General features: G+C 66.8%; 22 protein-coding genes. 19 read left to right on the plus strand and 3 right to left on the minus strand.

All coding sequences use genetic code 11. The annotated features are described in order from the left end of the window. Window positions 1-27 precede the first annotated feature (27 nt). Window positions 28-471 (minus strand): ferric iron uptake transcriptional regulator, encoded by a 444-nt coding sequence (gene fur / locus KIH07_RS06780; protein ID WP_226491243.1) that lies wholly within the window; start codon window positions 469-471, stop codon window positions 28-30. A gap of 187 nt (window positions 472-658) precedes the next feature. Between fur and KIH07_RS06785 the strand changes: the two genes are divergently transcribed. The 8 genes from KIH07_RS06785 to holA all read left to right on the plus strand — a co-directional run bounded on the left by KIH07_RS06785 (window position 659) and on the right by holA (window position 8,494). After that, complete coding sequence (locus KIH07_RS06785; RefSeq protein ID WP_226491244.1) at window positions 659-1,261, plus strand: outer membrane protein assembly factor BamE; 603 nt, start codon at window positions 659-661, stop codon at window positions 1,259-1,261. After that, window positions 1,258-2,079 (plus strand): 4-hydroxy-tetrahydrodipicolinate reductase, encoded by an 822-nt coding sequence (dapB, locus tag KIH07_RS06790; RefSeq protein WP_413465711.1) that lies wholly within the window; start codon window positions 1,258-1,260, stop codon window positions 2,077-2,079. The genes KIH07_RS06785 and dapB overlap by 4 nt, the downstream gene beginning before the upstream one ends. A 23-nt stretch (window positions 2,080-2,102) precedes the next feature. Beyond that, window positions 2,103-2,762, plus strand: coding sequence for a MotA/TolQ/ExbB proton channel family protein (locus KIH07_RS06795; RefSeq protein ID WP_413465712.1), 660 nt, complete (start codon window positions 2,103-2,105; stop codon window positions 2,760-2,762). A 55-nt stretch (window positions 2,763-2,817) separates the two neighbouring features. Then, a complete protein-coding gene (locus KIH07_RS06800; RefSeq protein ID WP_226491245.1) occupies window positions 2,818-3,276 on the plus strand; it encodes an ExbD/TolR family protein in 459 nt (152 codons plus the stop codon). A gap of 169 nt (window positions 3,277-3,445) precedes the next feature. After that, window positions 3,446-3,823 (plus strand): hypothetical protein, encoded by a 378-nt coding sequence (locus tag KIH07_RS06805; protein WP_226491246.1) that lies wholly within the window; start codon window positions 3,446-3,448, stop codon window positions 3,821-3,823. A gap of 318 nt (window positions 3,824-4,141) precedes the next feature. Beyond that, window positions 4,142-6,832 (plus strand): leucine--tRNA ligase, encoded by a 2,691-nt coding sequence (leuS, locus tag KIH07_RS06810; RefSeq protein WP_226491247.1) that lies wholly within the window; start codon window positions 4,142-4,144, stop codon window positions 6,830-6,832. Between the two features lie 11 nt (window positions 6,833-6,843). After that, entirely contained in the window at window positions 6,844-7,431 is a 588-nt protein-coding gene (gene lptE / locus KIH07_RS06815) for an LPS assembly lipoprotein LptE (protein ID WP_226491248.1), read from the plus strand. 10 nt (window positions 7,432-7,441) lie between these two features. Next, window positions 7,442-8,494 (plus strand): DNA polymerase III subunit delta, encoded by a 1,053-nt coding sequence (gene holA, locus KIH07_RS06820; protein WP_226491249.1) that lies wholly within the window; start codon window positions 7,442-7,444, stop codon window positions 8,492-8,494. A gap of 28 nt (window positions 8,495-8,522) precedes the next feature. Here holA and KIH07_RS06825 read toward each other — a convergent pair whose 3' ends face one another. Next, window positions 8,523-9,500 carry a helix-turn-helix domain-containing protein gene (locus KIH07_RS06825; RefSeq protein ID WP_226491250.1) on the minus strand — a complete coding sequence of 326 codons (978 nt, stop codon included), beginning with the start codon at window positions 9,498-9,500 and terminating at the stop codon, window positions 8,523-8,525. A 192-nt stretch (window positions 9,501-9,692) separates the two neighbouring features. On the opposite strand from KIH07_RS06825, the gene KIH07_RS06830 reads away from it, so the two are divergent. The 8 genes from KIH07_RS06830 to KIH07_RS06865 all read left to right on the plus strand — a co-directional run bounded on the left by KIH07_RS06830 (window position 9,693) and on the right by KIH07_RS06865 (window position 19,876). Next, a complete protein-coding gene (locus KIH07_RS06830; protein ID WP_226491251.1) occupies window positions 9,693-10,892 on the plus strand; it encodes an amino acid ABC transporter substrate-binding protein in 1,200 nt (399 codons plus the stop codon). A gap of 108 nt (window positions 10,893-11,000) precedes the next feature. After that, entirely contained in the window at window positions 11,001-11,891 is an 891-nt protein-coding gene (locus tag KIH07_RS06835) for a branched-chain amino acid ABC transporter permease (protein WP_226491252.1), read from the plus strand. Window positions 11,892-11,907: 16 nt separating this feature from the next. After that, the gene (locus KIH07_RS06840; protein ID WP_226491253.1) at window positions 11,908-12,936 is read left to right on the plus strand and encodes a branched-chain amino acid ABC transporter permease; all 1,029 of its coding nucleotides are present in this window, start codon (window positions 11,908-11,910) and stop codon (window positions 12,934-12,936) included. 123 nt (window positions 12,937-13,059) lie between these two features. Then, a complete protein-coding gene (locus KIH07_RS06845; protein ID WP_226491254.1) occupies window positions 13,060-13,839 on the plus strand; it encodes an ABC transporter ATP-binding protein in 780 nt (259 codons plus the stop codon). After that, entirely contained in the window at window positions 13,836-14,651 is an 816-nt protein-coding gene (locus KIH07_RS06850) for an ABC transporter ATP-binding protein (RefSeq protein ID WP_226491255.1), read from the plus strand. Before KIH07_RS06845 ends, KIH07_RS06850 begins: the two co-directional genes overlap by 4 nt. Before the next feature lie 32 nt (window positions 14,652-14,683). Next, on the plus strand, window positions 14,684-16,138 hold the full coding sequence (locus KIH07_RS06855) for an aldehyde dehydrogenase (protein ID WP_226491256.1): 1,455 nt from the start codon (window positions 14,684-14,686) through the stop codon (window positions 16,136-16,138). A gap of 276 nt (window positions 16,139-16,414) precedes the next feature. Beyond that, window positions 16,415-18,526 (plus strand): glycosyltransferase family 39 protein, encoded by a 2,112-nt coding sequence (locus tag KIH07_RS06860; protein ID WP_226491257.1) that lies wholly within the window; start codon window positions 16,415-16,417, stop codon window positions 18,524-18,526. A 150-nt stretch (window positions 18,527-18,676) separates the two neighbouring features. Beyond that, complete coding sequence (locus KIH07_RS06865) at window positions 18,677-19,876, plus strand: acyltransferase family protein (protein WP_226491258.1); 1,200 nt, start codon at window positions 18,677-18,679, stop codon at window positions 19,874-19,876. A gap of 111 nt (window positions 19,877-19,987) precedes the next feature. Here KIH07_RS06865 and KIH07_RS06870 read toward each other — a convergent pair whose 3' ends face one another. Then, window positions 19,988-20,836 (minus strand): 2OG-Fe(II) oxygenase, encoded by an 849-nt coding sequence (locus KIH07_RS06870; RefSeq protein WP_226491259.1) that lies wholly within the window; start codon window positions 20,834-20,836, stop codon window positions 19,988-19,990. 209 nt (window positions 20,837-21,045) lie between these two features. On the opposite strand from KIH07_RS06870, the gene KIH07_RS06875 reads away from it, so the two are divergent. From KIH07_RS06875 to KIH07_RS06885, 3 genes are all read left to right on the plus strand, one after another. Then, window positions 21,046-22,326 carry a glutamate-5-semialdehyde dehydrogenase gene (locus KIH07_RS06875; protein ID WP_226491260.1) on the plus strand — a complete coding sequence of 427 codons (1,281 nt, stop codon included), beginning with the start codon at window positions 21,046-21,048 and terminating at the stop codon, window positions 22,324-22,326. A 184-nt stretch (window positions 22,327-22,510) separates the two neighbouring features. Beyond that, entirely contained in the window at window positions 22,511-23,803 is a 1,293-nt protein-coding gene (gshA, locus tag KIH07_RS06880) for a glutamate--cysteine ligase (protein WP_226491261.1), read from the plus strand. Between the two features lie 287 nt (window positions 23,804-24,090). Beyond that, window positions 24,091-25,959: a potassium transporter Kup gene (locus KIH07_RS06885; protein ID WP_226491262.1), complete on the plus strand. Its 1,869-nt coding sequence runs from the start codon at window positions 24,091-24,093 to the stop codon at window positions 25,957-25,959. The last annotated feature ends 85 nt before the right edge of the window (window positions 25,960-26,044 follow it).

Raw genomic sequence — 26,044 nt, forward strand, 5'->3', positions numbered from 1 at the left:
GCCCGCCCGTGCCGGGGGCTTCTGCCTTCAGCGATGCCCCGGGTTGTTGTGCCGGTGAGGGCAGTCGGGCTTGCTGCAATTGGCGTACAGCGAGAGCGCGTGCTCCTGCAGGATGAAGCCGCGGGTCTTGGCCACCATCTGCTGGCGTTTTTCAATTTCCGAATCAAAAAATTCCTCGACCCGGCCGCAGTCCAGGCAGACCAGGTGATCGTGGTGCTGGCCTTCGTTGAGTTCGTAGACCGCCTTGCCCGACTCAAAGTTGCTGCGCGTGAGCAGGCCGGCCTGTTCGAATTGCATGAGGACGCGGTAGACCGTGGCCAGCCCGATGTCGGAGCGCTCGTCCAGCAGGACACGGAACACATCCTCGGCCGTCATGTGGCGCTGCTTGGCGTTCTGGAAGACTTCCAGAATCTTCAGCCGTGGCAGGGTGGCCTTGAGTCCCGTGCTTTTCAGTTCATCGATATTGGTCATGGGCGGTGTGCAGGGGTTGAACGGGCCGATTTCAGGGGGTTGTGGTGCCCCCCTGGCAGCGCAGGGCGGCAACGTGGGTGGACCTACCCCGGGGCTACAATGAAGATCATATCGCCAGCGTGCGCCGGGGGAGACATTGTCCCCCGTCGGCGCATGCGAATCCGAGTGCCTTTCACGGTTTATCCCTATGCACCAACACACCCCCTTCCCACCGTCCCACCCGGGCCCGCGACAGAAGCCCCGCCACTTGGTGCGGGTGCTGTGCGCGCTCGCGGGAGCCGCCGCGTTGTCCGCCTGTGGCAGCGTCGGGGACAAACTGCCTTCGGTGGGGAGCCTGGTCACGCCGTACAAGATCGACATCCTCCAGGGCAACGTGGTCACGCGCGAACAGGCCCAGGCGCTGCAGCCGGGCATGTCCCGTTCCCAGGTACGCGATCTGCTCGGTTCGCCCTTGTTGACCAGCGTTTTCCATGCCGATCGCTGGGACTACGTGTTCACCTTCCGCCGGCAGGGGCAATCGCCCCAGCAGCGCAAGGTGGCGCTGTTTTTCAAAGGGGATGTGCTGGAGCGCTTCGAGGCCGATGAGCTGCCCAGCGAGGCCGACTTCGTGGCTTCGCTCGATGTGCGCCGCAAGTCCGACAAGGTCCCCGTGCTCAAAGCCACCGAAGAGCAGTTGAAGAAGTTCCAGGAAAACAACCCCGAGTCCAAGAGCGACACCGCGCCCGCTGCGCCGACCGCCGCACCGGCCACCAGCTATCCGCCACTGGAAACCCCGGGGGCGTCCCGGTGAGCGCCGCGTCTCAGGGACTGCACCGCGTATGTGTCGCCGGTGCCAGCGGGCGCATGGGGCATATGCTGGTCGAGGCCGTGCGTGACAGCGCGGACTGCGTGCTCAGCGGTGCGCTGGACAGGGCGGGCAGCTCCGCTGTTGGCCAGGATGCGGGGGCCTTCGCGGGACACACGACGGGCGTGGTCATCAGTGCCGATCTCGGTGCCGGGCTCTCGGGCAGCCAGTTCCTGATCGACTTCACGCGACCGGAAGGGACATTGGCGCACCTGCGCGAATGCGTGAAGCACGGGGTCAACGTGGTGATCGGTACCACCGGTTTCAGCGAGGCGCAGAAGGTCGAGATCGCCGAAGCCGCGCAGCAGATCGCCATCGTGATGGCGCCCAACATGAGCGTGGGCGTGAATGTCACGCTCAAGCTGTTGGAGATGGCTGCCAAGGCGCTGTCCACCGGCTACGACATCGAGATCATCGAAGCGCACCATCGGCACAAGGTGGACGCGCCCAGCGGTACCGCGCTCAAGATGGGTGAGGTGATCGCCGGCGCACTGGGCCGCGATCTGAAGGACTGCGCGGTCTATGCCCGCGAGGGTGTGACCGGCGAGCGCGATCCGTCAAGCATCGGTTTTGCCACCATCCGGGGGGGCGACATCGTGGGCGACCACACGGTGCTGTTTGCCGGGACGGGCGAGCGCATCGAGGTCACGCACAAGTCCAGCAGCCGGGTCACCTACGCCCAGGGCAGCCTGCGCGCGGTGCGTTTCCTGGCGGACAAGCGCAGTGGTCTGTACGACATGTTTGATGTGCTCGGCCTGCGCTGAGCACGAAGTACCGGAGAACGATCTTGGGTGTCTGGCAAAGTGTGATGCAGGGTGACGCGATCAGTCGCAGCGTGGCCCTGCTGTTGCTGTCCATGTCGGTGGCGAGCTGGGTGGTGATCCTCTGGAAGGCCTGGATGCTGCGCCGCGCCGTGTCCGACGTGCGCCTCTCCACGGCGGCGTTCTGGCAGGCGGCGCATCTGGACGACGCGCAGCAGCGCCTGTCCACGTTTGACGCGCAACGCCTGGTGTTGCCGCTGTTGCAGGCCGCGCGGACCATCGAGCAGGCCATGCCCCAGACACTGGCTGCGGCGGGCGATCGGTCTCAGCAGCTCACCCGTGTGCTGCGCGATGCCCTGCACCGGGTGTTGCACCGGTTGCAGTTTGGCCAAGTGTTGTTGGCCACCGTGGGGTCCACCGCACCCTTCGTGGGTTTGCTGGGCACGGTCTGGGGCATTTACAACGCCCTCATCGCCATCGGGGAAGACGGCCGTTTTCGCATCGAGCAGGTGTCCGGCCCCGTGGGCGAAGCGCTGGTGATGACCGCCGCCGGTCTTGCCGTCGCGATTCCCGCTGTGCTGGCCTATAACGTGCTGGGTCGCCAGATCGCACGCATCGAGGCCGATCTGGAAGGTTTTGCGCGCGATCTGCGCGAACTGCTCCTGCACAAGGAGCCCACCCTGTGAGCTGCCGAACCGCCGCCAGGCCCCTCGGGCCGCGCCTGCGAAGGAGCGAGAGATCATGAGTTTCGGGCGCCTGGAAAAACCCGCGGGCCACCAGCCCATGAGCGACATCAACGTCACACCCCTGGTGGACGTGATGCTGGTTCTGCTGGTCATCTTCATCATCACCGCGCCGCTGATGGCGAGCCGGCTGGAGCTGGAGTTGCCGAAGACCAGCACCCCCGTGCAGGCGGAGGAGCCCGAAGCCTTCGTCTCCATCGGTCTGGATGCGCAGGGACAGATCTTCTGGGATGACCAGCCGATTGACCTCGTCACCTTGCGCCAGCGGCTGGAGGAAACCGCCCGCCGCGATCCGGCCACCGAACTGCAGCTGCGTGCCGATGCGGCCGTGCCTTATGGCAAGCTGGCCCAGCTCATTGGCGTTGCGCAGCAGGCCGGGCTGGCGCGGATCGGGTTCGTGACCGATGCCGAAACCGCCAAGGCGCTGCAACTCCCGGGTGCCAGCGCACAGCCCTGAACGCCGGTGTTTCCGGGCGCGGGTGCCGCCGGATCGCGCATTTCGCTGTCGTTTTCTGTGCACCATCGGGCCCCGGCTTGGGGCTATGCTATAGGCCTTCACGAGCGGGGCGAGGGAACATGCCAGCTCCATCCATTCAGAGTCCGTTTGAAACCCAAGGAGAGCGTTGATGAAGCAGGGACACAAGCCAGCCGGGCGGCGGGCATTCGCACAACTGGCGCTGGCCGGCGCCGCCGCGCTGGTGTTGTCGGCATGCGGTGGCAGCGACAGCGATGACGGTCTGGACAAGCAGGGCGTGCTCAACCTGGAGGGCGCCTACAACACCGTGGGCTCCGGCATGAGCAAGGCGCAGGTCATTGGCATCGTGGGTGAACCACCTCATCAGGAATCCGACTTCATGCTGGGATGGTCGGACTATTCCTATGGCTCGACGCAGGGCCTGACGGTACGGTTCCACACGGTGGGCGGTCAGCTGGTGACCGATAGCGCTTCGTGGTTCGTGCAGGCCAATGGAACGGTGAGCCGTTCCTTGAACAAGAATCTCTGATCTTCTTTTTCGCTGATCGACGGGACGGTCCAGGCCTTGACCGGTCCCCCGCACCGTGGTCTGCCATCCGGCGTGACCCAGAAAGCGGTGCCTGACGGGGTTGTCCGCGTGCGCAGCGGGCGGTTCTGTCCACGCCTTTTCCCACTGCCTCCCGCACCCGCTCACGACCGGGCATGGGTGCCGCGTCCGGCCCGGTGTGCCAAGCCCTAAAATCCAGGCTTTGCGACGCACCCGCCCTGGGCCATTCTTCCGGGCCACCGAGGCGGGTCCGCGCTGGCTCACACAACCCCTGCCGCCGGGCAACTGGCCCGCTGTTTCATGCAACCGACCTATCAGCACAAAGACGTCGAGCGCGCCGCGCACGCCCACTGGAACGCCAACGACGCCTACCGCGTGAGCGAAGACGCGGGCAAGAAGAAGTTCTACGCCTGCTCCATGCTGCCCTACCCCAGCGGCAAGCTGCACATGGGCCATGTGCGCAACTACACCATCAACGACATGCTCACGCGCTACCTGCGCATGAACGGCCACAACGTGCTCATGCCCATGGGGTGGGACGCCTTCGGCCTGCCGGCCGAGAACGCGGCGCTGAAAAACGGCGTGCCGCCGGCCAAGTGGACGTACGAGAACATCGCCTACATGAAGCAGCAGATGCAGGCGATGGGCCTGGCCATCGACTGGTCGCGCGAAGTGGCCACCTGCGACCCCAGTTACTACAAGTGGAACCAGTGGCTGTTCCTCAAGATGCTGGAAAAAGGCATCGCCTACCGCAAGACCCAGATCGTCAACTGGGACCCGGTGGACCAGACCGTGCTGGCCAACGAGCAGGTGATCGACGGCAAGGGCTGGCGCACCGGCGCCACGGTGGAAAAGCGCGAGATCCCCGGCTACTACCTGAACATCACCTCCTACGCCGACGAACTGCTGGACCACGTGCAACTGGGCAACCCCAAGGCCACCCTCAACGGCTGGCCCGACAAGGTGCGCCTGATGCAGGAAAACTGGATCGGCAAGAGCGAGGGCGTGCGTTTCGCGTTCCCGCACACGATCAAAGCTGCGGACGGAGCGCTGATCGGCGACGGCAAGATGTACGTGTTCACCACGCGCGCCGACACCATCATGGGCGTGACCTTCTGCGCCGTGGCGGCCGAACACCCGCTGGCCCACCACGCCGCCTTGACCAACCCTGCGCTCGCTGCGTTCATCGAAGAGTGCAAGACCGGTGGCACGACCGAAGCCGAACTCGCCACGCAGGAAAAGAAGGGCATGGCCACCGGCCTGTTCGTCACCCACCCGCTGACCGGCGCACAGGTCGAGGTCTGGGTCGGCAACTACGTGCTCATGAGCTACGGCGACGGCGCTGTGATGGGCGTGCCGGCGCACGACGAGCGCGACTTCGCGTTCGCGCTGAAGTACGACCTGAAGATCCAGCAGGTCGTGGCGGTGGAGGGCGAAACCTTCTCGACCGCCGCCTGGGCCGACTGGTACGGTGACAAGCAGCGCTGCGTGTGCGTCAACTCGGGTGTGCTCGACGGTATGAACCAGAAGGCGGCTGTGGACAAGGTCGCCGAACTGCTGGCTGCCCAGGGTCTGGGCGAAAAGAAGACCACCTTCCGCCTGCGCGACTGGGGCATCAGCCGCCAGCGCTACTGGGGCACGCCCATCCCCATCATCCACTGCGCCGAACACGGCGCGGTGCCGGTGCCCGCGCAGGACCTGCCGGTGGTGCTGCCGCAGGACTGCATCCCCGACGGCTCGGGCAACCCGCTGCACAAACACGAAGGCTTCCACGCCGGCGTCACCTGCCCCGTCTGCGGCAAGCCCGCCCGCCGCGAAACCGACACCATGGACACCTTCGTGGATTCGTCCTGGTACTTCATGCGCTATTGCGACCCCACCAACAGCGAGAAGATGGTGGCCGAGGGGGCGGACTACTGGATGCCGATGGACCAGTACATCGGCGGCATCGAACACGCCATCCTGCACCTGCTGTACGCCCGCTTCTGGACCAAGGTCATGCGTGACCTCGGCCTGGTGAAGGTGGACGAACCCTTCAGCAAGCTGCTGACCCAGGGCATGGTGCTCAACCACATCTACTCGCGCCGCACCGAGAAGGGCGGCAAGGACTACTTCTGGCCGCACGACGTGGAGCACGTGCTCGACGACACGGGCAAGGTGGTGGGCGCCAAGTTGAAGAACCCGGCCGCCAGTGGTGACGGCATGCTGCCCGTGGGAACGGCCATCGATTACGAGGGCGTGGGCACCATGTCCAAGTCCAAGAACAACGGCGTCGACCCGCAGGACCTGATCGAGAAGTACGGCGCCGACACCGCGCGCCTGTACACCATGTTCACCGCGCCGCCCGAGGCCACGCTGGAGTGGAACGATGCGGCGGTGGAAGGCAGTTACCGCTTCCTGCGCCGGGTCTGGGGCTTCGGCCACAAGCTCAGCGCCATCGGGGGACTGGGCGCCCTGGCCGCTGGCGTGTCGGGCCAGAGTCTGTCCAAGGTCGCCAAGGCGTTGCGCCTGGAGATCCACACCGTGCTCAAGCAGGTGGACTACGACTACCAGCGCATGCAGTACAACACCGTGGTCTCGGGCGCGATGAAGATGCTCAACGCGCTGGACGACTTCAAGTCCGACGGCTCCGCGGGTGACAACGCCGCGCTCGCCGAAGGCTTCGCCATCCTGCTGCGTTGTATCTACCCGGCCACGCCGCACATCGCCCACAGCCTCTGGGTCGAACTCGGCTACGCCGCCGCATCGGGCGAACTGCTTGACGCCCCCTGGCCGCAGGCCGACGAAGCCGCGCTGCAGCGCGACGAAATCGAACTCGTGCTGCAGATCAACGGCAAGCTGCGTGGCTCGATCACCGTGCCGGCCAACGCCGACAAGGCCACCATCGAAGCGGCGGCGTTGGCGAGCGAAGCGTTCCAGAAACAGGCCAACGGCGCCGCCCCGAAAAAGGTGGTGGTGGTGCCCGGCCGGCTGGTCAACCTGGTGGTATAAAACTCCGTGCCATGACGCCCATTTCAAACCCCCACTCCCCCATTTCCGGCCAGCCCTTGACGGGCGCCACTGGCGTCGTCGCCGAACGGCGTGCGCTCCTGCGTGGCTTGGCCGGGGCGGGCGTCGTGCTCTCCGGCGGCCTGCTCACCGGGTGTGGCTTCGCGCTGCGCCAGGCGCCGACATTCGCGTTTGACTCGGTGAGGGTGTCGAACTATGAGAACTCGCCAGTGTCGCGCGCCCTGCAGCGCGCGCTCGCGGCGTCCGATATCCGCGTGTTGAATTCGTCCTCCCCCGCCGCTCAGGAGGCCCAGGTGGTGCTGGCGGTGCTGGTGGACCAGCGCGAGCGCGCGGTGGTGGGGCAGACCGCGGCGGGCCAGGTGCGCGAGCTGCAGTTGCGCACCCGGTTTCGCTTCAGCCTGAGCACCACAGCGGGCAAGAGCCTGATCGAGAGCACCGAGATGCTGCTGGAGCGCGACATCAGCTTCACCGAAACGGCCGCGCTCGCCAAGGCCTCCGAGGAATACATGATGTTCAACGACATGCAGGGCGACATCGTGCAGCAGGTCATGCGCCGCCTGGCTGCCGTGAAGTCGCTCTGAGCGCCGCCCCATGCAGGTCGCGGCGCCGCAGCTCGCCAGCCAGCTCCAGCGCGGCCTGCGCAGCCTCTACACCTTGTACGGCGACGAGCCGCTGCTGATCCAGGAAGCGGGCGATGCCATCCGCGCGGCCGCGCGCGAACAGGGCTACACCGAACGCACGGTGCACACCGTGGCCGGCGCGCACTTCGACTGGAGCGAGGTGCTCGCCAGCGGCGGCTCGTTGAGCCTGTTCGCCGACAAACAACTGATCGAGATCCGGGTCCCTTCGGGCAAACCCGGCAAGGACGGATCGCAGGTATTGCAGCAACTGGCCGCCAGCGCCGAAGGCAACGACAGCACGCTCACGCTGGTGGTCCTGCCCCGGCTGGACGCCGCGACCCAGAAGGGCGCCTGGTTTGCCGCGCTCGACAGCTTCGGGGTGACGGTGCGCGTGGACCCGGTGGACCGCAAGGCCCTGCCGCAATGGATCGCGCAGCGCCTGCAGCAGCAGGGCCAGCGTGTGGCCGCGGGTGAAGAGGGGCAGCGCACGCTGCAGTTTTTCGCCGACCGGGTCGAGGGCAACCTGCTCGCCGCGCACCAGGAAATCCAGAAGCTCGCGCTGCTGCACCCGCCGGGTGAGCTTGGCTTTGACCAGGTGGAGGCCGCCGTGCTCAACGTGGCGCGCTACGACGCCTTCAAGCTCGCCGAAGCGGTGCTGGGCGGCCAGAGCCTGCGCGTGCAGCGCATGCTCGATGGCCTGCAGGCCGAGGGCGAGGCCGCGGTGCTGGTGCATTGGGCCCTGTCCGAAGACATCCGCACGCTCAACCGCGTGCGCCACGCCATGGACGCGGGCCGCCCGCTGCCCATGGCCTTGCGCGAGAACCGGGTCTGGGGCGTCAAGGAAAAGCTCATGGAGCGTGTGTTGCCGCAGTTGGGCACCGCCACCCTGGCGCGCTGGCTGCGCGATGCCCACACGGTCGATGGCATCGTCAAGGGCCTCAAACAGCCCGACTGGCCGGCCGACCCCTGGGTGGCGCTGCAGCAGCTCGCGCAGCGCGTGTCCCAGGCCTGTGCGGTGAGATAGGGCCTGTTGACAGAGCTTCAGGCCCTGGTCACCGGGCTTCGGTGTCCAGGACCTGGCGCAGTGCGGTGTCGCGAAAGTCGCTCGGCGACAGGCCGGTGTGTTCGCGGAACACCCGGCTGAAATGCGCGCCGTTGTTGAAACCCCAGGAAAACGCGATGTCGGTGATGGTGCGATGCGCCTGGGCCGGGTCCTTCAGTTCGCGCATGCAGGCCTGCAGGCGCCGACGCAGGATGTGGTGGGCCAGCGTGTCGTCCTCGGCGTTGAAGGCGTTGTGCAGGTGGCGCTTGCTGCAGTTGAGCGACTGCGCGATGCGCTCGATCGACAACCCCGGGTCGCGCAGGTGCTGGCCGATGTGCTCGCGGATGCGGTCGCGAAAGGCTTCGAGCTGGGTGGTGGCGTTCTCGCGGCCCGCCAGTTCCTGCAGCGACAGCCGCACCAGCTCGATGATCAGCTCACCGGCGCCGCGCGCGGCGTGGTCGCTCATGACCGGCAGCTCCTGGTAGGTGCTGCGCATGGTTTCCAGCGCCACCCGTGAAATGCCGCTGGCGCCGCCCACGTGGCGGGCCATCAGCGGCTCCAGCCGCAGGCCGCGCTCGGCCACCTGCTCCTTGGGCAACATCACGATGAGGTGTTCCACCCGCTCCGGGTTGGCGATTTCGTAGCTGCCGGTGGTGTCGTAGATGGCCCAGCCGCCCGGGCGCACCCAGGCCTGTCGGCCCTGCTGTTCCACCGCGGCACTGCCCCGCCAGGGCGCCACGATCTTCAGATAGCTGGTGTCGCCGGCGCGCGCCAGGCGCGGGCTGCGCAACACGCGGTGGCGGTTGGCTTCGAGCTTGGTCAGCACCACGTCGCCCGCGTGCGAGGCGCTCAGGTGGCCGTCGAAACCGGTGTCGCCGTAGAGGTCGGATTCGAGACCGCCGAAGTGCTTCCAGATCCAGTCGCGCCAGGCGGGCGCGCGTTCGCTGGGGGCGACGGCGTCGGTGCTCATCACGGAGGAGGGGGTCATGTCGAGGCTCCGGCACTGGGGTGCACAAATTATGGGCGGCGGTGCACGGCCCTGGGGGGCCTGGGGTTGAGGGTTATCCCGCATGCGCGTGCACGCTCCGGCAAGCGGCTTGTGCACCACCAGCACAGCCGGGCAGGGGTGGGCTGCCTAGCATTCGGGGGTCCGCATCCCGAACACCACAGGAGACCTGCCATGGCCCAGTCCACCCGCCGTCTGATCCTCAAGAGCGCCGCCACCACGGTGGGCGCGATGGCCGTTGCGCCCCGGTTGCTGGCCCAGTCCACAGCGGTGCGCGTGGGCTACGCCATGGCCCGCACCGGTCCCTGGACCGGTGGTGCCCAGGTCAGCCAGGAGCCCAACTACCTGCTCTGGGCCGAACAGCAGAACGCCGCGGGCGGCCTCAGCGTCAAGGGGGTGAAGCGCCCGATCGAACTCGTCAGCTACGACGATCGCAGCGAGGTCGAAACCTGTGTGCGCACCTACGAAAAGCTCATGGGCAGCGACAAGGTGGACCTGGTGCTGCCGCCCTGGGGCAGCAACGCCAACTTCGCCGTGGCGCCGCTGGCCAACCGCTTTGGCTATCCCTTCCTGGCGCCCACCGCGCTCTCGAAACGGCTGGCGGAAATGAAGCTGCCGTACTTCTTCCTGCTGCTGCAGCAGCCCGCGCCCATGACCGGCGCGCTGGTGGACATGCTCAAGGCCAACGGCTGCAAGACCCTGGCCTGCATCTACGTGGACGATCTGTTCGGCCTGGAAAACTACGCCGCGCTCAAGGTGGCGCTGCAGGGCAGTGGCATCCAGATGGTGGAGGACAAGAGCTACCCTGGGGGCGTGAAAGACCTCTCGCCCGTGCTGCGCAGCATCAAGGACAAGAACCCCGACGCCTTCGTCGGTTTCACCTACCCGCCCGACACCATCCTGGCCAGCAAGCAGGCCAAGGAAGTGGGCTTCAACCCCAAGTTCTTCTACGCCTCGGTCGGCACCGCTTTCCAGCTGTATCGCAACGTGATGACGCCCGCGGGTGCCGAAGGCGTGCTGGGCATGGGCTCGTGGAACGCCAAGACCAGCTCGGCGGCCAAGGCCTACTTCGATGCCCACACCAAGAAGTTCGCCGGCAAGGAACCCGACCGCTGGGCCAGCGGGGCCTGCTGGGCGGGGCTGGAGATCCTCACCAACGCGGTGGCACGCCAGGGGCTGGACCGCAAGGCGATCCGCGACTACGTGGCCGGCACCACGCACAAGACCATCATCGGCGACATCCGGTTCAACGGCAGCGAGAACGTGGGCACCCCGGGCACGGTGAGCCAGTGGCAGAACGGCGAGTTCGAGGTGGTGTGGCCGAAGAACGTGGCGACGGCTGCGCTGAACCCCAACAAGCCGGCATGGAGATAAGGCCCACCCCCGCGTCGGCCTGACGGCCGCCACCCCCTCACGGGGGCAACGTCTGCGGCCCGGCCAAGCCGGTTCCGCGACGTTCTGGACAACTTCCTCTTCGCTCGCATGTCTTTTTCCGCCTGGCTCGAACTCCTCGCCTCCGGTCTCATCACCGGGGGCATCTACGCGCTCGTCGCGCTGGGGCTGAACCTGCAGTACGGGCTGATGCGCATCCTCAACATCGCGCACGGCGAGTTCCTGATGGTGGGGGCCTACCTGACCTGGATGGTGCAGACCTCGTTGGGCCTGTCGCCGCTGTGGATGGTGCCGGTGTCGTTCGGCCTGCTGATGGGGCTGGGGCTGGTCGTGCATTGGTTGTGTTTCCGGCGCCTGACCGCCACCTCGCCCAACCTCGACATCTTCGAGGCGCGCGGTCTCATGGTGTCGTTCGGCCTGATGTTCCTGGTGCAGAACGTGGTGTCCTACGTCTGGGGCGGTGACCTGCGCGGCTACGACTTCCTGACCGACCCGGTGCCGGTGGGCAACGCGCAGTTCGCCGCCAACAAGCTGCTGGTGTTCGCGCTGGCCTTGCTGTTTTCGGGTGCGCTCATCGCGCTGCTGCGGCTCACCCTGCTGGGCAAGGGCGTGCGCGCGCTGATGCAGTCGCCGGTGGGCGCGCAGCTGGTGGGCATCGACACCCGGCGGCTGCACCCGCTGATGTTCGGCGTGGGCCTGGGGCTCTCGGGCGTGGCGGGCTGCCTACTCTCCATGGCCTACACCATCAGCCCTTCCATGGGCGAGCCCTACACCGTCACCGCGCTGATCGTGATCACGCTGGGGGGCTTCGGCAGCATGAGCGGCGCGCTCGCCGGTGGCCTGCTGCTGGGCGTGATCGAGGCCCTGGGCATGCATTTCACCAACCCCTCCCTCAAGGCGCTGCTGAGCTACGTCGTGTTCATCGGCGTGCTGCTGCTGCGACCCGAGGGCCTGTTTGCCCGCAAAGGACGCAGGGCATGACGTGCACCGTTAACCCATGAACTCCCGACAACTCTTCGTGCGCGACCTGCTGGTGTTGTTCGGGCTCACCGGCTGGGCGCTGGCCATCCCCGGTTTCGGCAGCGAGTTCGCCGTGTCCATGGCGCTCACCTGCCTGATGTACATCGCGCTCTCATCGAGCTGGGCGCTGTTCTGCGGCAGCACGCGCTACCTCTCGCTGGCCACCTCGGCCTTCTTCGGCATCGGCGCCTACACCGGCGCGCTGCTGCTGGAGCAACTGGCCTGGCTGCCCGTGATCGCGCTGGGCGCGGCCGTGGCCGCCGCTGTGGCGGTGCTCATGGGGGCGGCCGTGCTGCACCTGCGCGGCACCTACTTCGCGGTGCTCACCTTCGGCATGACCGAGCTGATCCGCCACGCCATCAGCTACTTCGAAAAGAGCGTCACCGGCACCGTGGGCCGCGTGCTCATGGTGGTGCCCGAACGCGACACGGTGTACTTCACCCTGCTCGCGCTGGCCGTGATCGCGGTGGCGCTGTCCATCGCCATCCGCCGCACGCGTTTCGGCCTGGCCATGAGGGGCATCGGCGCCGACGAGCAACGCGCGCAGACCCTGGGCGTGAACACCCGCTTCATCAAGATCGCCGGCTTCGCGCTCACCGCCGCCGTGGCCGGCGCGGTGGGGGCGGCCATGTCGGTGCGCTGGACCTACATCGACCCGCACACCGTGTTCAACCCCTTCATCGGCTTCCAGACCGTGCTGATCGCGCTCATCGGCGGCGCCATGACGCTCTGGGGCCCGCTCATTGCCGCCATCGTGTTCAGCGTGCTGGCCGAGACGCTGCGCTTACAGGTGCCGCAGCTCTACATGGTGTCGCTGGGGTTGCTGCTCATCTTGTCGGTGCTGTACCTGCCGGGTGGCCTGGCCTCGTTGCGCGCCGACACCTTACGCGGCTGGCGCGAGGGTGCCAAGGCCTGGTGGACTGAGACGCGCGACGACCTGAGCGGTGAGACGAAACGCCGCAAACAACTTGAAAAGAGCTTGAGGGAGCGCCGCGATGTGTTTTGAATGGACCCTCACCCCAACCCTCTCCCGCCAGCGGGAGAGGGGGCTGTCTCTTCCTCTCCCTCTCCCGCTTGCGGGAGAGGGCCGGGGTGAGGGCAAGGCCTGCGCGTGCCCAGGAGCCATGCAATGAGCCAGCCCCTTCTCGACGCCCGCGACATCACCGTGCGCTTCGGCGGCCTCACCGCCGTGGACGCCGTGAGCGCGCGTTTCCTGCCCGGTGAACTCGTCGGCATCATCGGCCCCAACGGCGCGGGCAAGACCACCTTCTTCAACGCCATCTCGGGCGTCACCCAGCCCACCAGCGGCGCACTGCTGATGCAGGGGCGCGAGCTGAGCGGCCAAGGCCCGCACCGCTTTGCCGCCCACGGCCTGGCGCGCACCTTCCAGACCCCGCGCGTGTTCGCCGACATGCTGGTGCGCGACAACATCGCCTTCGGCCTGAAGTTCGCCGGCCGTCGGCCGCGCAAGTACCTCTGGTGGGGCGAAGAGACGGCGGTGCCCTGGGTGCTGCGCACACCCGAGAGCATCCTGGGTTTGATCGGCCTGTCCGCGCAGGCCGAGTTGCCGGCCGCCGCCATCACGCCGTCGCAGCAGCGCCTGCTGGAGATCGGTATGGCACTGGCCACGCGCCCGCGCATGCTGCTGCTCGACGAAGTGGCCGCCGGTCTGACCGAAAACGAGGTGGAGGAAATGGCCCGCCTGATCCGCCGCCTGCGCGACGAACTCGACCTCACCGTGGTCTGGATCGAACACGCCGTGACCACGCTGCTGCGCCACGTGGAGCGCGTGATCGTGCTGCACCAGGGCAAGAAGATCGCCGACGGCCCACCCGCCGAGGTGGTGCGCAACGCCGAGGTGATCGAGGCCTACCTGGGCGACGAAATGGCCGAGGAGAGCCCCGCATGATGTGGTACCGCGACACCCCCTTTGCGCTGGGCGGCAGCGGGCGCGCCCACCTCCGGGTCGAAGGCCTGTCGGCCGGCTACGGCGCCTTCCTCGTGCTGCGCGATCTCAAGCTCGACATCCGGCCCGGCCTGACCGTGGTGCTCGGTCCCAACGGCGCGGGCAAGACCACGCTGCTCAAGGCGCTCAACGGCCTGATCCCACGCAGCGGCACGGTGCTGCTCGACGGCACCGAGATGCCCGAGAAGACCCACGAGATCGTGCAGGCCGGCGTGGCCCTGGTGCCCGAAGGCCGGCAACTGTTTCCGCAACTCACCGTGGCTGAAAACCTGGAGCTTGGCGGCTGGCTGGTGCCCAAGGCCCGACGCGCTGAGCGCCTGGTGCAAGCCTTCGTGGACTTTCCCAAGCTCAAGGAACGCGCCACGCAACTGGCCGGCACCATGAGCGGCGGCGAACAGCAGATGGTGGCCGTCGCGCGCGCCATGATGTGCGCGCCGCGCCTGCTCATGCTCGACGAGCCCTCGCTCGGCCTCGCGCCCAAGATGGTGGACGAGCTGCTCACCATCGTGCGCCGCATCGCCGACGCCGGCACCACCGTGCTCATGGTGGAGCAGAACGTGAAGAAGGCGCTGGCGGTGGCCGACCGTGGCTACGTGATGGAACGCGGCACCCTGGTGGCCAGCGGGCCGGCCAAGCTGCTTGCCCGCTCCACCGTGATCCGCGAGGCCTACCTGGGCGCCGACAAGGACCCCGCCACCGGCACCACCAGCGCGGTCGATGCGGTGCAGCGCCGCAAGGCCGTGGCCACCACCTGACAACCCTTTCATCTGAACCCAAGGAGAACCCCATGTCCGACCTGTCCATGCTCATCAACGGCCTCAAGGTCACGGCCGAAAAAGGCGCCACCTTCGAGCGCCGCAACCCGCTCGACGGCAGCGTCGCCACGCGCGCCCCGGCCGCCTCGCCGGCCGACGCGGTGATGGCGGTGGAAGCCGCCGCCGAAGCCTTCAAGACCTGGAGCGAAACCGGCCCCAGCGAGCGCCGCGCCCTGCTGCTCAAGGCCGCCGACGCGCTGGAGGCCAAGACGCCCAGCTTCGTCGAGGCCGTGCCGGCCGAGACCGGGGCCACCGCCATGTGGGCCGGCTTCAACGTGATGCTGGCCGCCGGCATGATCCGCGAGGCCGCCTCGCTCACCACCCAGGTGGCGGGCGAGGTGATCCCGTCCGACGTGCCCGGCTCGCTCGCCATGGGCATCCGCCAGCCGGCCGGCGTGGTGCTCGGCATCGCGCCCTGGAACGCGCCCATCATCCTGGGCGTGCGCGCCATCGCCACACCGCTGGCCTGCGGCAACACCGTCATCTTCAAAGGCAGCGAGAACTGCCCGCGCACCCACCAGCTCATCGCCGAAGCGTTCGAAGACGCTGGCTTCCCGCCTGGCGTGCTGAACTACATCACCAACGCCCCGGCCGACGCGGGCGCCGTGGTCGAAGCCATGGTCGCGCACCCGGCGGTGCGGCGCGTGAACTTCACCGGCTCCACCAAGGTCGGCAAGATCATCGCCGCCACCTGCGCCAAGTACCTCAAGCCCGTGGTGCTCGAACTCGGCGGCAAGGCGCCCCTGGTGGTGCTGGACGACGCCAACATCGACGACGCCGTCAACGGCGCGGCCTTCGGCGCCTTCGCCAACAGCGGTCAGATCTGCATGAGCACCGAGCGCATCATCGTGGACCAGAAAATCGCCGACGAATTCGTCAAGAAGTTCAGCGACAAGGCCAAGAACCTGCCCCTGGGCGACCCGCGCAAGCCCGATCCGGTGGTGCTCGGCTCCGTCATCGGCATGGGCACGGTCAACCACTGCAATCAACTGATCGACGACGCGCTCGCCAAAGGCGCCAAGCTGGTGTGCGGCGGCAAGGCCGACACCACGCTCATGCCCGCCACCGTGCTCGACCACGTCACGCCCGCCATGCGCATCTACCACGAAGAAACCTTCGGCCCGGTGAAGTGCGTGGTGCGCGTCAAGGGCGTGGAAGAGGCCATCGCCTGCGCCAACGACAACGAATACGGCCTCTCGGCCGCGGTGTTCGGCGGCGACATCGCGCGCGCCTTCAACGTGGCGCGCAAGATCGACTCCGGCATCTGCCACGTCAACGGCCCCACCGTGCACGACGAAGCGCAAATGCCCTTCGGCGGCGTGAAGGGCTCGGGCATCGGGCGCTTCGGCGGCAAGGCCGGCATCGCCGAATTCACCGAACTGCGCTGGATCACGGTGCAGACCACGCCGCGGCACTACCCGTTCTGAGCGCGGTGGTGTTCAGGTGAATGGCTGCGAAGGCAGGGCCTTCGCAGCCGCCCGCTGCGTTGTCGGATTCTCGCGACGCCCGCGGGGGGCTTCGTGCCCGGATGGTGCGGGTTAAACATCCCTTAAGTGTTCGCTCGGCAGCATGGTCAGCCATGCCACCGGCTGGGTGGACGAATCAGGGTTGTATTTCCTCCATCCATGCGCGCTCTCGCCATCGCATTCCTTCGCACGCCAACGCCCGCATTCGCGGTGCTGCGGGCTTTGGTGCTCGGCAGCTTGGTTGCGCTGTCCTTCTTCGCCCTGGAGAACCTCAACAAGGAGTTGAGGCTGTCGCTCTCGGTGTGGACCGCGGGGCGCACCCCTTTGCAGGTCTACCACGCAGCCCGCGACCAGACCTTTGACGAGCGGCAGGTGATCACCCGGTCCGCCTTGGAGGGTGGCTGGCAGCAGCATGTGCTCGATTTCCGGGGCTACCGCGACGTGACCCTGTTCCGCATCGATCCGATGACGACCCGGGGGCCCCTGCAACTGGGGCCGGTGGTGCTGACCGGGCGCTGGACCGAGCTGAAGCTGCAGGGCCCCGACCTGGAGCGTGCCCTGAGCGCCTGGAACGACCTGCGCGTCACGTCGGCCGACCGCGAGACGCTCCGCCTGGAGGCCACCGGGCCCGATCCGCATTTCAACCTGGCGGTGCCCGACGCGCTGTTCGACCCGCCCCTGGGCCGGCTGAGCGCTGCGGCGGCGCTGCTGGGCGCCATGGTCGCGCTGGCCTGGCTGACCCTGGAAACCGCGACCGCGTTCCTGCGCCGCTATTTCCCGTTTGCCTACGTACGCCTGCGCAACACGCTCATGTTCGGCTGGGTGTTGCCGGTGCTGATCTGCGCCGGCCTCACGTACCACGCCTCCGACAACATCACCGACAGCCCTGTCCTGGGTGACGCCATCCAGAACCTGCTGATCGCGCGCAATGTGTATCAGCACAACACCTTTTCCATCGACAACAGCGCCAGCCACGCCCGGCCGAGCAATTTCCGGGAGCCGTTGCCGCCCCTGGTCGTGGGGCTGTACCTGAAGGCGCTGCTGCCCGCCGGCCAGCACCCTTCGTTTGCCCAGCTGCGGGCGGGTGACAAGACGCGTTTCGTCAAACTGAGCAACCTGATCTGGGTCTTTGCCGGCCTGGTCGGCGTGTGGCTGCTGATGATCCGGTTGACCCGCCACGGCGCCGCCGGCCTGGCCACCACCTTGCTGGCGTACTTGTACTTCTTTCACGCGCCGGCCTACATCGACACGCTCTATACCGAGCTGCCCACCGCCACCTTGCTCATCTGGTGCACCTACGCCCTGTTCCGGGCGGTGCGCAAGCTGCAGGCGCGTTACTTCGCCACCGCGGGCGTGTTGATGGGGCTGCTGGCGCTGTGCAAGGCCTCGTTCTTCTACATCGGCTGGGCCGCGCTGCTGCTCCTGGTGCTGGCCATGCTGTTCAGCCGTCGCGATCCGAAAGCCACCCGCTGGCAGGTGTTGCGCTGGGGGGCGGTGGCCGGGCTGTGCATGAGCCTGACCCTGGCGCCCTGGATGCTGCGCAACCAGTTGCAGTTCGGTTACAGCCAGGTGTCCGACCGGGGCGGCCTGATCCTGCTGGGCCGCGCGACCCTCAACCAAATGTCGGACGAAGAGGTGCTGGGCCTGCTCTATGAAAAAAGTCCCCGGCTCTACCGCCGGCTGGTGGAAGGCACCCGTTTCGCTGCCCGCCCGGGCGATTTCGAGCGGGGTGGCCGCTGGCAGCGCCTGAACCGGGGCGTCTCGTCGTTTTTTGAAAATGACCGCCGGGCCGCTTACCAGGGGAAACCGGATGGGGTGGTCAGCTTTCACTTCAAGTCCGGTGCCGAGGCCAAGCAGCGGCTCAATGAGTTGCGCGCCCAAGGGGTTCCCCACGCCGAGCAGGTGCTAGACCAAGCCATGAAGCGCGAGGCCATGGCCATGCTGCGGGCCGATCCCTGGCGCCACGTCTGGATGAGCGGCCCTTTCCTGTGGCACGGCTTCTGGAGCTTCCAGAAGTTCGAGATTCCGCTGCTCGATCCCGATCTGCAGGAAGTGCTGGTCGAGTTGCTGAACCTGGTGGCCGGGTCGGCCCTGCTGGCGGCTTTCGTGTTCGGCCTGTTCGCCCTGCGCCCCCGGCTGATCGCCCTGACGGTCATGCCGGTGGGGCTGTTGCTGTTCTACGCCTTCCTGACGCACAACATCCCCCGTTACTCCACGCCCGCCCATCCCCTGATGCTGGTCGTGCTGGGGGTGGTGGTGCATCGGGGCCTGGCCTGGGTCCGTCGGCGGGGCCTGCTCCAGGGGTCGCCGCGCCAGGTGTTCCAGCGGTTGCGGCTGGTGGGCCGATGAGCGGCATGGGGCCTGTCTGTGGCGTGAGGGCCACGGCTTAAGGGGTATTTAACTTTGCCTGTCTAAGCTACTGCACCACGACCCCCGAGCACCCGTGTGGACATGCGGCCCAGCTCCTGCACCGGTCGATCTTGCGCGGAACAGAACAGCATGTTGCATCAGTGGCTCCGGATGTCGCCCTCGGACAGCTTTGACTCGGTGTTGAAGCGCTACCGGGGCGTCGGACCGGGCTTTGATTTTCTGCGCATCTTTCTCGCGTTGGTGATTTTTGTGGGGCATGCCAAGTGGCTGGCCGGTCTCAGCGGCATGGCCATCGAGACCGTGGCCCACCAGGCGTCTCTCGCGGCGAGCCACGCCGCCGGGCTTGATGGGGGTGTCCTGAATGTCACGCCCTGGACCGGCCTGGGTCGCCCCTTCAAGCTGGCCCTGGTGCCCATGTTCTTTGCCCTAAGCGGCTTTCTGGTCATGGGCAGCGCCGTGCGGCTGAAGAGCACGTCGACCTTTCTCGCCCACCGCGTGCTGCGGATCTTTCCCGCGCTGGTGGTCGAGGTGGCCCTGTCGGCCTGTGTGCTGGGCTGGTGGTTCACCACCGTGCCGCTGGACCAGTATGTCTCCGACCCCCAGTTCTTCCGGTACTTCCGGAACACCTGGGGCGACATCAGCTATTCGCTGCCGGGCGTGTTCGCCAGCAACCCGGTGCCCTTCCTGGTCAACGTCAACCTCTGGACCCTGCCGAGCGAGTTCTACTGCTACCTCGCCATGGCGCTGCTGATGGTGACCCGGCTGGTCTACCACCGTGGGGTGTTCTCCGTGCTCATGCTGCTGGTCACCCTGGGCCTGGCCATGGCGCACGCGTTGACCGGCATGTCCGCGCCCCAGGGGCCCTACCCGGCGCATGTGGTGGTGTATTACTTCTTCATGGGCGTGCTGTTCTTCCACTGGAAGGAGCGCATTCCCGCCAACCCGTGGCTGTTCCTGGCCAGCATGCCGCTGAGCTATCTCCTGCTCATGTCCAACGCCATGACCTACGTGGCGCCGGTGGTGGTGGCCTACATGACGCTGTTCGTCGGCCTGTTGCCGATCCCCAAAAGCCGGCTGCTGTCCAGCGGAGACTACAGCTACGGCCTGTACCTCTACGGCTTCCCGATCACCCAGGCGCTGGTGGCCTGGCGCCCGCAGTGGTTCTCGGGCAGCCTGCCGGCGTTCCTGTGGCTGCTGCTGGCCGCCACCGTGTTGTCGTTCGCTTTCGCCGCGATCTCCTGGCACCTGATCGAGAAGCACGCTCTGGCGCTCAAGTCCTGGCTGCCGCCGCGGTGGTTTCCCGTGCCGGCCCGGGGCTCCAAGGCCTGAGGGCCGTGCCCCTGCGCTGCGGCCGCGGGGGAGCCTATGAAAAAAGCCCATGCAATCCCGCGAGGGGTTTGCATGGGCTCAGAGGCTGAGCGTCGTTCTGACGATGGGCGATCAGCCGCGCTTCTGGATCGTGTTGGCCAGATGGCGTTCCCGGAAGCGGCGCATCGCCCGGAACAGCACCGGGGGCATGTAGTCCTGCGAGACGCGCCAGCGCATGCCGCCGATTCTTTCGTGCGGCCGCTCGGCGAAGATCGTCGTGTGGGACTGGTTGGTCTCGTTCGCGGGCCGGCCGTTGGTGTAATAGAACAGCGCCAGCGACTTGCGCGAGTCGCCGTCGGGGCAGGTCAACGGGTCGGGGTGGCCGTGAAACGTCTTGCTGGTGGGTGAAAAGATCGCCAGGCGGTTGAAGACGGGCAGGATCTTGACCTCGCACTTCGTCACCTCCTGGTCCCACAACTCCAGGCTGCCGCCGTACTCTTCCTTCCAGTTCTTGTTCAGGTAGAGGATGACGTTGATGCGGCGGTCCAGGAAGTTGGCGTCGTGCTTGTTGAAGTCGGCGTGCAGCTTGAGCAGGCCTCCCTTGGGGGTCTGGTGCAGACCGCCGCCCCGCATCGTGGGGTCGGAGATCATGTTGTCGATGCCCGTGACCTTTTCCAGGAAGCGCAGGAAAGGCGCGGAATTGAACTGGTACAGCATGCTGCGCGTGACCGGGCCGAACTTGGTCTCGTCCACGCAGACCAGTTTCTGCTCGGCCGGGCGGTTGTAGTTGTGCCACTCGATGTCTTGCGCCTTGGGGAATTCGGCGAGCATGGCCTCTGCCACGTCCTGCGGCAGGAAGTTGTCGAAAGCCATGTGGTTGAACGGCGTGCCCAGCTGGTACTTGACCGCGCCTTCGGCGGCCAGCGCCTCGTACCGGGGGTCGTCAAATATGAAACGGTTGCCAAAGTCGCAGATTTGCATGTTCAGGGTTCCTGGGGAAAAGACACGAAGTGCTCCGGCGGGGATTGGAGCAGTAGCCCGAAAGCATGCGGTTGATCAAGATCAAGAGAGTGGCGGGTTGGTGCGCCGCGGGGCGTCGGGCATCTCATCACCGCGGTCCTTCGGCCGGAGCCTGGCAGCCCTTGGCCCCAAAACGCCCAAACCCCGGCCCCTCTGCGAAAATCTTCCCCATGAACGCGACCAACACCACCGAACTCATGAACACCCTGGGGCTGCAGGCCAAGGCGGCCTCGGCGCTCATGGCCAAGGCCAGTGCGGCCACCAAGCTGCGGGCGCTGCGCTCCCTGGCCGCGCTGCTGCGGGCCAACGTGGCACCGCTGCAGGTGGAAAACGCCAAGGACCTGGAGCGCGCCCGCGCCGCCGGCCTGAGCGAGCCCATGGTGGACCGCCTCAAGCTCACGCCCAAGGTGATCGAGACCTGCGCCGAAGGCTGCGAGCAGCTCGCCGCCATGGCCGACATCATTGGTGAGATCTCGGGCCTGAAGCAGATGCCCAGCGGCATCCGCGTCGGCCAGATGCGCGTGCCCATCGGCGTGTTCGGCATGATCTACGAGAGCCGGCCCAACGTGACCATCGAGGCCGCCTCGCTGTCCATCAAGAGCGGCAACGCCTGCATCCTGCGTGGCGGTTCGGAGGCCATCGACTCCAACCGGGCGCTGGCCGCGCTGGTGCAGCAGGCGCTGGCCGCCGCCGGCCTGCCGACCGACGCCGTGCAGCTCGTGCCCACCACGGACCGCGCCGCCGTGGGCCAGCTCATCACCATGCCGCAGTACGTGGACGTGATCATCCCGCGCGGCGGCAAAGGCCTGATCGAGCGCATCAGCGCCGAAGCCAAGGTGCCGGTGATCAAGCACCTGGACGGCAACTGTCACACCTACGTGGACGACCCCTGCGACATCGCCATGGCGGTGAAGGTGGCCGACAACGCCAAGACCCAGAAATACAGCCCTTGCAACGCCACCGAAAGCCTGCTCGTGGCGCGCGGCGTGGCGGCCGAGTTCCTGCCGAAGATCGGCGCGATCTACGCGGCCAAGGGCGTGGAGATGCGCGGCTGCCCGGAGGCGATGGCCATCCTGTCCGCCGTGCCGGGCGCGAACGTGGCGGCCGCCAGCGAGCAGGACTGGAGCGAGGAGTACCTGGCCCCTATCGTGAGTGTGAAGGTGGTGGCCGGCGTGGACGAGGCCATCGCCCACATCAACCACTACAGCAGCCACCACACCGACGCCATCCTCACCACCGACCACATGCACGCCCAGCGCTTCCTGCGCGAGGTGGATTCGGCCAGCGTGATGGTGAATGCGAGCACCCGCTTCGCCGACGGTTTCGAGTTCGGCCTGGGGGCCGAAATCGGCATCAGCACCGACAAGTTCCACGCGCGTGGGCCGGTGGGGGTGGAAGGCCTCACGTCCCTGAAGTACGTGGTGCTGGGCGAGGGTGAAATCAGGGGCTGACCGAGCTTGCAAGCCCTGCCTTTGTCCCCATATCCTCGAAGCCTTCGCCTTTTCAACCACTCCAATTCCAGCCCACACGCAACGCCCGAGCGTCCAGGGCCAGCACGGAACCGGCTTTGCCGGGCCCAGCTGGCGCCCCCCACCGGGGGGTGACGCCAAAAGGCGGCGCGGGGGGCTCTCCAATATGGTTCCGCACCTCGTCACCGCTCTCACCGGCCCCATCAACGAACTGGAACAGCGCATCCTCGAATCCACCCCCGTGATCGAGCGCTGGTTCCGGCTGGAGTGGATGGAGCACACGCCGCCGTTCTATTCTTCGGTGGACGTGCGCAACGCCGGTTTCAAGCTCGCGCCGGTGGACACCAACCTCTACCCCGGCGGCTGGAACCACCTCACGCCCGAGATGCTGCCGCTGGCGGTGCAGGCGGCCATGGCGGCGATCGAAAAGATCTGCCCCGAGGCCAAGAACCTGCTGCTGGTGCCCGAGAACACGCACGACACCTTCTACCTGAGCAACCTGGCCCAGCTGCAGCGCATCTTCTACATGGCCGGCCTCAACGTGCGCCTGGGCTCCTTGTCCAACGACATCAAGGCGCCCACCACCATCGACCTGCCGGGTGGTGAGTCGATCACGCTGGAGCCGCTGATCCGCAGCCGGCGCCGGCTGGGCCTCAAGCATTTCGACCCTTGCACCATCCTGCTCAACAACGACCTGAGCGCGGGCGTGCCCGGCATCCTGGAAGACCTGCACGAGCAGTACCTGCTGCCGCCGCTGCACGCAGGCTGGGGCACGCGGCGCAAGAGCCACCATTTCAAGGCGTACGAAGAAATCGCCAAGCGTTTCGGCAAGCTGCTGGGCATGGACCACTGGCTCATCAACCCCATGTTCAACCAGTGCGGCGAGGTGAATTTCGCCGAAGAACACGGGCTGGAGTGCCTGCGCAGCAACACCGACGCGCTGCTGGGCAAGATCCGCCGCAAATACAAGGAATACGGCATCAACGAGAAGCCGTTCGTGGTGGTCAAGGCCGACAACGGCACCGGCGGCATGGGCATCCTGACCGTGCGCGACGCCAAGGACATCGACGCGCTGAGCCCCAAGGCGCGCGAGCGCATGGCCACCGTGCAGGCCGGCCAGCCGGTCACCGAGGTCATCATCCAGGAAGGCGTGCTGACCAACGAGCGCATCAACGCTGCGGTGGCCGAGCCGGTGGTCTACATGATGGACCGCTACGTGGTGGGTGGTTTCTACCGTGTGCACGCGGAGCGCGGCGCCGATGAAAACCTGAGCGCCCCGGGGTCGAGCTTCGTGCCGCTGGCCTTTGAGCAGAGCGCGCAGCTGCCGCAGCCCGGCGTGAAGCCCGGCGCCAGCGTGCCCAACCGCTTTTACATGTATGGCGTGATCGGGCGGCTGGCCATGCTGGCCGCGAGCTACGAACTGGAAGCGACCGACCCGGACGCAGAGGTGTATGAGTGACCCCCGCGCCGCCTGCGGCGTCACCCCCTGAAAGGGGGCGATGCGAGTGGCCCGGCGGAGCCGGTTCCACCGCATCCTGGTGACGGGCACGCCGCGCCGGAATGGGGTGGGTTCCGCGATGTTCTGGGTGAGGGCACCTCTCGCGTTCTGAGTTGTTGCGCTGCAACATTTGTCACGCGCCGGCCTTTTCGGCGATACCCCCCCACTGGCGGCGCGCGGGCGGTGGGCGCAGAATCGCCCCCATCCTGACAGCCGAACCCGGGCCGACCAGTCCCGGGTATTTTTTTGTGTCCAGCAACAAGTCTTCGCTCGCCGCGCTCACCCTGGGCGCCATAGGTGTGGTGTATGGCGATATCGGCACCAGCGTGCTGTACGCCATCAAAGAGATCTTCGGGTCCGGCCACGTGCCTTTCACGCACGACAACGTCTATGGCGTGCTCTCCATCGTTTTCTGGACCCTCACCGTCATCGTCTCGCTCAAATACGTGGTGCTGGTGCTGCGCGCCGACAACGCGGGCGAGGGCGGCCTGATCGCCATGCTGGCGCTGGCCTCGCAGGCGGTGAAGGACCGGCCCGAGCTGCGCAAATGGCTGCTGGCCATCGGCATCTTCGGCACCTCGCTGTTCTATGGCGACGGCGTCATCACCCCGGCGATCTCGGTGCTGTCGGCGGTCGAGGGCCTGGAGGTGGTGTCGCCGGCCTTCAAGCAGTACGTGGTGCCGATCACGCTGGTGGTGCTGTTCGGCCTGTTCTTCGTGCAGAAGCGCGGCACCGGCGGCATCGGCAAGTTCTTCGGCCCGATCACGGTGCTGTGGTTTCTGGCGATCGCGGTGCTCGGCGTGTCGCACATCGTGGGCCACCCCGAAATCCTGGGTGCGCTCAGCCCGCACCACGCGCTGCGCTTCATGTGGCAGCAGCCGGGCACCACCTTCATCATCCTGGGTGCCGTGGTGCTGTGCGTGACCGGCGGTGAGGCGCTCTACGCCGACATGGGGCACTTCGGCAAGAAGCCGATCCGCGTGGCCTGGTTCGCCATCGTCATGCCCTGCCTGACGCTGAATTACTTCGGCCAGGGCGCGCTGCTGCTGACCGACCCCGCCGCGGTGAAAAACCCGTTCTTCAACATGGCGCCCGACTGGGCGCTGCTGCCCCTGGTGGGGCTGGCCACCATGGCCACGGTGATCGCTTCGCAGGCGCTGATTTCGGGCGCCTTCAGCGTCACCAAGCAGGCGGTGCAGCTCGGTTACCTGCCGCGCCTGAACGTGCAGCACACCAGCGTGCACGACACCGGCCAGATCTACCTGCCCTTCGTCAACTGGGGCCTGTTTGCCGCCATCGTGCTGGCGGTGGTGATGTTCAAGTCTTCCACCAACCTGGCCGCGGCCTACGGCATCGCCGTGACGCTGGACATGCTGATCACCACCGTGCTCACCTTTTTCGTGATCCGCTACGGCTGGAAATTCCCGCTGTGGCTGTGCCTGGTGGCCACCGGGTTTTTCTTCATGGTCGATCTGGCCTTCTTCAGCTCCAACCTGCTCAAGCTGTTCGCCGGCGGCTGGTTCCCACTGCTGATCGGTGGCGTGGTGTTCACCCTGATGATGACCTGGAAGCGGGGCCGTGAGCTGCTGTCACAGAAGCAGCAGGCCGAGGCCATCGAACTCGACAGCTTTCTCGAATCGGTGTTCATGGCGCCGCCCACGCGCGTTGAAGGCACGGCGGTGTTCCTCACGGCCGAGGCCGGCACCGTGCCCAACGCGCTGTTGCACAACCTCAAGCACAACAAGGTGCTGCATCAGCAGAACCTGTTCGTCACCGTGCGCAACCACGAAGTGCCCTGGATCGGGCTCGACAAGCGGCTGGCCGTGGAGCCGCTGGGCCACGACTGCTGGCAGGTGGCGATCCACTACGGGTTCAAGAACGATCCGGATGTGCCCAAGGCCTTGCAGCTCATGAGCGGCCGGGGTTGCGAACTCGAACCCATGGCCACCAGCTACTTCCTTTCGCGCGACCTGGTCGTGCCCACCCTGGGCAGTGGCATGGCACCCTGGCGTGAAAAGATCTTTGCCCAGATGCACCACAACGCCGGCGCGGCGGCCGAGTTCCTGAACCTGCCGAGCAACTCGGTGATCGAGCTGGGTTCAAAAATAGAGATATAGGGCGCCCGGACAAGGCGTTCGCGCCGTCGCCGACGCGTTGGCGCTGTTTGTGCAACAGTACGGGGCCGCCCGAAAAGCCACCTGA

Origin of the sequence: Hydrogenophaga taeniospiralis (genome assembly GCF_020510445.1) — a bacterium.
Taxonomy (GTDB): Bacteria; Pseudomonadota; Gammaproteobacteria; order Burkholderiales; family Burkholderiaceae_C; genus Hydrogenophaga.